Origin of the sequence: Bartonella sp. AC62GZZY (genome assembly GCF_042196525.1) — a bacterium.
Lineage (GTDB): Bacteria > Pseudomonadota > Alphaproteobacteria > Rhizobiales > Rhizobiaceae > Bartonella.
The window spans coordinates 60,315-68,719 of record NZ_JBHIQN010000010.1; the positions used below are offsets into that span (position 1 = coordinate 60,315).

Consider the following 8,405-nt stretch of genomic DNA (forward strand, 5'->3'; position numbering starts at 1 on the left):
CATTCCACTCAATAAACTAAAAGCCCCCTGCTTATAACCACACATCCCCCCACACAATTCACAGTGCTTTTTTTGAATTTTGACCTTTTTTGTATTGCAAGCAGCGTCCAAACACTTCCAATATACCCCCTACAGCATTTCTTCTCATAGCAAGCAAACGCTCCACGCTTGAGTCCTCTTCACGCCGTTTCTTCTTTTCACACCTTCCATCATGGATAAAAAAATTTGTAAACACGAAGCTCAAAAAATACTTTTTGAAAAAATCTTAAAACATCGCTTAGCGCCTCTGATAAACTATCATCGTCTGTTTTTTATTTTTATGAACTTCAACCATAGCAGCACATACCGTATCGGCTCTCCTCCCCCCTCAAAGTTGATAAAATAGCCCTGAAATATGGCTTCACAAAGTAAAAACTTCAAAGGTGCAACACCAGTTCAACCAACATCCTTTTGAATAAGAAATATTTCCCTTCAAAACTCCTCCAAGCATTCCTGCGAAACATAAAAATCAAGCATTGTTCCAAAAGAGCCATTGCCAATAAATCGTTCTGCGTCACTCAATCACCCACCCTCACTCATATTTTTTGCTTTTTTACTTTGAATAAGCCATCCATCATACAGCCATTTCGAGCAACCACCAGCAAGGTTCTAAAAACTCTCCTGAAAAACGTTATGAAAAAGAAGAGGGCGAGGTTATTTTATCTCTAGCAGAAGCTCTGAAATTATTTTATATTAAGGAGGGTGTTCTGCGCTTCTCGACAGGAAATAACGTATTCCTGAGACCTTAATGATCTCCAAGGGAGCTGTCCCTGATCAAGCCCGTGGGCTTTTTCATATGGCGCCCACCTATTTGTATAGGTTCCCGGGATCAGCTTTTTCCATCGGCTGTTGTGGATCACCCTTTATTTGTATTAACTTTTTTGCATAAAAATTTTTCCAGCTAAAATTGAGAGCATCTTTTTACATAAGACCAATGACGATACTCTTTTCAAGAAATAAAAATTACGATAGGCTTCATTTTATAAAACAGACAGCACTTCCAAATAATCCCCTCTATAAATCTGCTTCATCCCTTCGCACACAGCAACGCAAAAGCGGCTTATTGCACCAAGATACCCCCTAAAGAGCACACACTTTTTTCATGCTTTTTTTCATGAGCACAGCTCTTATCCATACAGAGATTTACAAAACGCCAACAATGGATAAAATACCAGCATCTTATAAAATAATTGACGAGACAATGACAAACAATCCCCTCTATAAATCTGCTTCATCCCTTCGCACACAGCAACGCAAAAGCGGCTTATTGCACCAAGATACCCCCTAAAGAGCACACACTTTTTTCATGCTTTTTTTCATGAGCACAGCTCTTATCCATACAGAGATTTACAAAACGCCAACAATGGATAAAATACCAGCATCTTATAAAATAATTGACGAGACAATGACAAACAATCCCCTCTGTGAATCTGCTTCATCCCTTCGCACACAGCAACGCAAAAGCGGTTTATCGCGTCGTGATGCTCTTTTAACAGAAGAGCGCGCACTCTTTTCGCAGCGTGCTTGTTGCCACTTTATTGAATACCTCGAAAAGAAGGGAACCGATTTTTCACGCCTCATTTTAGCAGGCTATTGGCCCATTAAATCGGAAATTGATCCGCGTCCTTTACTGGATGCTGTAGCGTTACGCGGTGGGCATTTAGCCTTACCAGCAGTTCTTAATTCCACCACCATGATTTTCCGTACATTTTCGCCCAGCACGATTTTAGAGCCCATGCGTTTTGGCACCTTTGGTCCCAGTGCAGACAATGACGTTGTTGCCCCCAATAATATTATTGTTCCGCTTTCTGCGTTTGATCGTCAATGTCACCGTCTTGGCTATGGAGGAGGATATTATGACCGTGCTGTTGAAGCTCTTGAAAAACAAGGGCATCAAATGATATTATGGGGCATAGGGTTTTCATGTCAGGAGGTTTCCTCTATTCCCGCAGCAGAACATGATCTACAGGTACAAGGAATTTTTACAGAAAAAGGTTTCTTAAAATGTTAAAATGTGATTAAAGCGCCTATGCGTTTTTTATTTTTAGGTGACATTGTTGGTAGCACAGGCTGTAAAGCTGTTTTTGAATACCTTCCTCAACTGATTGAGAAATGGCAGCTTGATTTTGTTGTGGTAAATGGTGAAAATGCCTCTGGTGGTTTTGGTCTTACACAAGAAACGTATCAAGATCTTTTGATAACCGGTGTTGATGTTGTCACCACAGGTAATCATGCTTTTTCTCACAAAGAAGCATTGCAATATGCCCATGAGAGTGATCGTTTTTTACGCCCTGCCAATTTTTCGAAAGAAACTCCCGGAAAAGGTTCTGGTGTTTTTACGGCAAAAAATGGCGCCCGTGTTCTTGTCGCCAATCTGTTGGGCAACGTTTTTATGCCGTGTAAAGTAGAAGATCCATTTGAAACAGCGGAAAATATTCTGCTTGCCTGTTCGTTGATGGAGCAAGCCGATACGATTATTTTTGACTTTCACGCAGAAACGACAAGCGAGAAGCAATGTTTTGGTCATTTTCTTGATGGTCGTGTGAGTGTTATCGTTGGCACCCATACGCATATTCCCACGGCTGACGCGCAAATCTTAGAAGGTGGGAGCGCCTATTTAACAGATGCAGGCATGTGTGGAGATTATAACTCATCTCTTGGAATGGATAAAGAAGAACCCTTACACCGTTTTCTTTATAAGACGAAGCAAGACCGTTTTGAACCGGCGTGCGGTCCTGCCACCCTTTGTGGTTTAGCGGTTGAGATTTCAGATCGCACCGGTTTAGCAGAAAAGGTCTCGGCGGTACGGATTGGTCCTCATTTAAAGCCTGAAGTTCCGGATTTTTGGTAGCTTCTTTTAAGCCGCCCCTTTGATAGTTTCTTTCCAAGATTTCCTTTTGAGAACTCTATTTGGCAAGACGATTTTTCCAGCCCTTCCCAAATTCCTACTAAAAACACCCCGCCCTCCAATTTACCTAATACAGCAACTTTTCTAGCACAAATAAGTCACTCTTTTTAAAAAAATAAAGGATAAAGGATAAAATTTTTCGTGATTTTTAAAACGATGAGAAGGAGGTTTTATTTCGACATTTCTGCGGGGGGGGGGAGGAGAAATGTTAACCCCCTTCTCTAAAAAAAGCTTTATATAATAATTTATTATTTAGCAAGAGCCTCTTTAGTCTTTTTTTGATTCTAACGAAAATTTAATCTTAAAATTGCTTGCTGTTTTTGAGGTTTGAGCTCTCTAAAACTTTTCAAAAGAATACATTCTTCTTTGCTTGAGATCTCATCATCATAAGGATACAAGACGTCTTCTTTTGTTGAGAGATCGGAGTAAAAAAAGGAAATGGGAACATTAAGAATATCGGCAATTTCTTGTAAACGCCCCGCCCCTATACGATTGAAGCCTTTTTCATATTTTTGGATTTGTTGAAAGGTTACTCCTAACTGGCTGCCTAATTTCTTTTGCGACATTCCGATCATTGTTCTTTTCAAGCGAATTTTTTTGCCAATCGAAATATCGTTAAAATGTGGATTTTTAGCTTTCACTTCAAGCTCCCCTGCCGAGTGCGAGCGCCCTCGCATTGGTATTCCGGGAGTCTGAAAGTACTGAGTTCGAATCAGCTTTTTTTGCTTTTAGTGCTAGAGAGCACCTGGACATGGCAAAAACTCCCGGAATTCCGGGATACCTACAAGAGTAGGTTCATTTTATGATCGAACTTTAGGGCTTTCAGACCCTACTGATCGCTGCGTAGACGACCAAAGTCACCTTTTAAGGTATAAAGTAATTTCAGGAAATTAGCAATAAAATTTAAAACAGTCTTTATTTGTATTTTTATCAGAGGCAGATAACCTCTCTTTTTGATTAAATTATGTGTGAACGAAGTGAGCTCTATTTATTGAAAGATAAGTATAAGATCATAATCAGGAGATGCTAGACGTAGTAAAAACCTTTCATAGGCATCATTAGCAAACAAGCAAAGAAATATCACGATGATACCCCCCAATGACCATTGCAGTTTGGCGTTCATAGGGTGCAACTCTCACTGTGTATCCCCAAAAAAGAAAGAATAGGAATAAAGCTATTCCACCAGAAAAGAAGTTTAAGAAGGCAAAAACTGGTTTACGAATGAATAATAAAATAAGGAAGATTGCGTAAAGTAACTTTTAAATATCACAGCCAATATTCTACGTATTATCTTGAACACCCCACGCATTATAATTGATAAGATACTCTTTTTTATGTCTTGATTTTTTTGGTGTTTGTATTCTTAGCAGAAAGATCGCTCATGACTTCCCCATTTTCAAGCCACTGTATTATAAACCATTTTCAAGCCACTATATTATAAAAATGTACTATAAAAATAATTTATCTCTAATTATATCATCCAAAAATACAACAATATTTTATTCATTTTAACTAAAAAACAAGTGCTTTATTAAGAAGAAAAGCTATTTTCATTAGTAAGAGCTGTTAAATCCTTACGTCTAAAATAGATAGAGCGTCCACAACGGATAGGGAGCTCTCCTTGCACGAGAATAATCTGTTCGTCTTTTCTCATTTCTTGTGTTATTTCATGTGGATATATTAAGGGTCTTTGTTGCAAACTTAAATGCTCTGTTCCTTCTATACCTGATGTTCCCAGAGTTATGCTTGAATCTTTCACTTCAATGGTCATTTGACCACATGCCTTAGATATATTTTCAGCAGTTTTAATATCTTTTATTGCGGCATAGCTTACAAAAGCACAATTTTCAAACCACGTCATAACGCCTAACGAACCGAAATAACGTTCTATTTGCTCTACAGACTCGTAAAAAAGCATGAGAGATATGCCATATTTGCGTCCACGATCACGTGCTTCTTCTAAAATGTTCATATATCTTAAAAGATCAGCATTATCTAAAATAAAGAGCACTCTTTTTGCATAATTACCATTAGCAGCCTCCATAGCTCTGAGAAAAGAGCCAACAAGGACACGCCCAACACCTGGATAAGATTTTAAAATTTTTGAGGGGATATTTAGAAAAATATCAATATTTCCCTTTGTTATATCGGTAGTTTTAAAGTCATACCCACTGATAAGATCTGCATAATTAGAGAGGGAAAGCCATTGTATATCTTTTGCAGCAGTAGAATAGACATCTGAGAAAGTTTGTTCAGCCATATTTGTAAACACCCCAAGGGTTTCACGAATAAATTGGGATGGAGAATTTGATCGTATAGATTGCAATTTTCCAATCACGGATGGTTCTGGCATTGACATGATCGTATGAAGGGTTTTTAAGTTTTTTTCCTTTAATGTGTATTCATCAGAAAAGACCACATGCGCAAGTATTCCTGTTAACAAATTATGTGCGTGTGATACAAAGAATTGGTCTGTCGAAGTTGATTTGTCGTTTTCAGAAAGAAGGAGTCTAGCAACTTCAACCACACCCGCTTCTCTTTCATAAAGGGGGAGATTTTCATCTAACAGCCAATCTAAAGGATTAAAAGTTTCTGTTAAAGAACCATGGGGGTCAAGAACGTATACTTTTCTGTTTGACAGCTGCCTTGTTTTTTTTACCATTGGAGCGATTTCAGTTGAAGGGTCAAAAACGACCAGTGGACCGGAATATTTGAGACAAGTTGGAATAACATTACTGGTTGTTTTATAACCACCAGAACCAGCAAAAAATAACATATGAGTTGAATCAAAATTAAGTTTGTATGTCAACAATGGCTGTCTACCACCTTTTCCCCATGTTGTTTTGTCTTTAGGATTAAAAGGGACATCTTTAACAATATCTTTGTCGACTCTATAGCGCTCTCCTATGACGACTTCGCCATCACGAGGAAAAATCTCTTCAATCTTTTTCATACTCATCCATTGAACACCACCAAAGATCGTATTTTTTGAAATTTTCAAAGGTGAAGCTTTAGGTAATGATAGTTTTATCGTGTAACCAAGGATAATAACGCCAATAACAACACCCCATAAAACCATCCTATCAAAGAAAGGAAGAACATCCGCCCATGTCATATTATCTTGACCTACATAGGGACTAAGTCTGATATATTCATTTGCACTATAATAAGTTGCAAACAAACCAAAGATGATCATAGATGAAATAATGATATTTTTTCTGGTATGCCTTTTTTGTAATAAGATGAATGAAGAACATGAAAGTGCAATAAGGATTAAAATATCCAGTGGCTTTGATCTTACAAACCAATAAGCATCAGGCGTCGTTCCATTTTCTGTAATGTTATTGATGGTTATATTGACCAAAAAAGCTACAATGATTGAAAAGATGAGTGGCAATGCTAAAAATATAATCTGTTTTTTGTCTAATTTATTGACCATTTTCCCCCCTGCATACCAGAAAAAGCTTCTCTTCCTATTTTTTCGAAATTTTTGAATTTTTATCAAGTTTTGAAACGTAAAGCAAACCATCTTAAGATGAAAGACTTATCTGCCTCTCTAAGACGGGCTTTTATAAAAAGCTCCTCTAAACTAATTTTTTCAAGAATTTTTCCAAAGTTTCTTTGATGCTTCACGCGCTATTTAAATTTCTTACTTAACTCTTTTACGACACTGTATACGCTTCTTAACAGAAAAAAAACCAATAACAATACGCATTAGTGTTCACTGAAAAAAAGCGCGGTTTATCATGTTGTGCCGTAAAACCTTGTTGTTTAGAGCCGTGATATAAGGCATGTAAAACTTTCCATATTAAGTGTTTTTAGAGTGTGTAATAAATGGGCATGGCTTACCCGTCACGCCTTTTTAAAGTGAACCACATGAATGGGTCAGGAGTAGGTCAAAACCCCGCCAACAGAAGCCGGACTGTTTACAGAACAGCCCTTTTAAGTCAGGAATATGCATCCTTTAGAGCGTAGAGCGGGAGGAAATCAAAGAAGGATAAGGTAAACATAGCAAAACTCCCGGAATCCCGGGACACCCACAAGAGTAGGTTCATTTTTACACTCGGATTTTAGGGCTTTCAGACCCTACTGATCGCTGCGTAGACGACCAAAGTTACCCTTCAAGGTATAAAGTAATTTCAGGAAATTGGCAATAAAATTTAAAACAGTGTTTTTATCTCATGAGATAATCAAACACAAAAATGCTTTCTGTTTTTGAGGTTTGAGCTCTCTAAAACTTTTCAAAAGAATGTATTCTTCTTTGCTTGAGATCTCATCATCATAAGGATACAAGACGTCTTCTTTTGTTGAGAGACCAGAATAAAAAAAGGAAATGGGAACATTAAGAATATCGGCAATTTCTTGTAAACGCCCTGCGCCTATACGATTGAAGCCTTTTTCATATTTTTGGATTTGTTGAAAGGTTACTCCTAACTGGCTGCCTAATTTCTTTTGCGACATTCCGATCATTGTTCTTTTCAAGCGAATTTTTTTGCCAATCGAAATATCGTTAAAATGTGGATTTTTAGCTTTCACTTCAAGCTCCCCTGCCGAGTGCGAGCGCCCTCGCATTGGTATTCCGGGAGTCTGAAAGTACTGAGTTCGAATCAGCTTTTTTTGCTTTTAGTGCTAGAGAGCACCTGGACATGGCAAAAACTCCCGGAATTCCGGGATACCTACAAGAGTAGGTTCATTTTATGATCGAACTTTAGGGCTTTCAGACCCTACTGATCGCTGCGTAGACGACCAAAGTCACCCTTTAAGGTATAAAGTAATTTCAGGAAATTGGCAATAAAATTTAAAAACAGTGTTTGTTTTATGAACCCCACCCCCGCCTCTCAAACTCTTATGCTCGCTCGTAAAAACCATGAGATAAAACCCACGTTTATTGAGAGGATTAACAACCCTTGATTCTTGAGATCAAGCTTCCAAAAAGCACACCTAAAAATATATCGCCCCCTCCCAAAGCCATTCTTTGGAGCATATCTTTGAAAGCTTTACACTGTGATGCGTTGGATTTTTGCGCCACAACGAGCTAATTTTTCTTCTAATCTCTCAAATCCACGATCAAGATGATAGACACGATTGACGTTTGTTTCTCCCTTTGCCGCCAATGCTGCAATCACAAGAGAAACAGAAGCACGCAAATCCGTCGCCATGACAGGAGCCGCTTGCAAATGCTCTGTTCCACGAGACGGTTGCCCTCTCGCCCATCAAGCTTTATTTGCGCCCTCAAACGATTGAATTCTTGAACATGCATAAAACGATTTTCAAAAATCGTCTCTGTAATCCGCGCGGTTCCCTCAACCCGTGTCATAAGCGCCGTAAACGACACTGAAAACAATGATACAAGTCTCTATTTGTTTGTTTTATGAACCCCACCCGCCTCTCAAACTCTTATGCTCGCTCGTAAAAACCATGAGATAAAACCCACGTTTATTGAGAGGATTAACAACCC

At 38.5% G+C, this 8,405-nt stretch carries 6 protein-coding genes, 1 other RNA gene and 1 pseudogene; 4 read left to right on the forward strand and 4 right to left on the reverse strand.

The features are described from left to right. Positions 1-740: 740 nt before the first annotated feature. The 4 genes from ssrS to ACFIML_RS06910 all read left to right on the forward strand — a co-directional run bounded on the left by ssrS (position 741) and on the right by ACFIML_RS06910 (position 2,890). Positions 741-901, forward strand: a non-coding RNA gene (gene ssrS, locus ACFIML_RS06895) — 6S RNA. Positions 902-1,153: 252 nt separating this feature from the next. Then, positions 1,154-1,327: a hypothetical protein gene (locus ACFIML_RS06900; protein WP_375687728.1), complete on the forward strand. Its 174-nt coding sequence runs from the start codon at positions 1,154-1,156 to the stop codon at positions 1,325-1,327. A 117-nt stretch (positions 1,328-1,444) separates the two neighbouring features. After that, positions 1,445-2,050: a 5-formyltetrahydrofolate cyclo-ligase gene (locus ACFIML_RS06905; RefSeq protein ID WP_375614721.1), complete on the forward strand. Its 606-nt coding sequence runs from the start codon at positions 1,445-1,447 to the stop codon at positions 2,048-2,050. 18 nt (positions 2,051-2,068) lie between these two features. Continuing rightward, a complete protein-coding gene (locus ACFIML_RS06910) occupies positions 2,069-2,890 on the forward strand; it encodes a TIGR00282 family metallophosphoesterase (RefSeq protein WP_375607046.1) in 822 nt (273 codons plus the stop codon). A gap of 341 nt (positions 2,891-3,231) precedes the next feature. On the opposite strand, the gene ACFIML_RS06915 is transcribed toward ACFIML_RS06910, so the two are convergent. The 4 genes and pseudogenes from ACFIML_RS06915 to ACFIML_RS06930 form a co-directional block, all read right to left on the reverse strand. Next, positions 3,232-3,624, reverse strand: coding sequence for a helix-turn-helix domain-containing protein (locus tag ACFIML_RS06915; RefSeq protein ID WP_375687730.1), 393 nt, complete (start codon positions 3,622-3,624; stop codon positions 3,232-3,234). 854 nt (positions 3,625-4,478) lie between these two features. Then, positions 4,479-6,386: a Ti-type conjugative transfer system protein TraG gene (gene traG, locus ACFIML_RS06920; protein WP_375687732.1), complete on the reverse strand. Its 1,908-nt coding sequence runs from the start codon at positions 6,384-6,386 to the stop codon at positions 4,479-4,481. Positions 6,387-7,126: 740 nt separating this feature from the next. Then, positions 7,127-7,519, reverse strand: a complete 393-nt coding sequence (locus ACFIML_RS06925; RefSeq protein ID WP_375615234.1) for a helix-turn-helix domain-containing protein — start codon at positions 7,517-7,519, stop codon at positions 7,127-7,129. A gap of 425 nt (positions 7,520-7,944) precedes the next feature. Beyond that, a pseudogene (locus ACFIML_RS06930) lies at positions 7,945-8,276 on the reverse strand (UDP-N-acetylglucosamine 1-carboxyvinyltransferase); the annotation flags it as partial. Positions 8,277-8,405 lie beyond the last annotated feature (129 nt).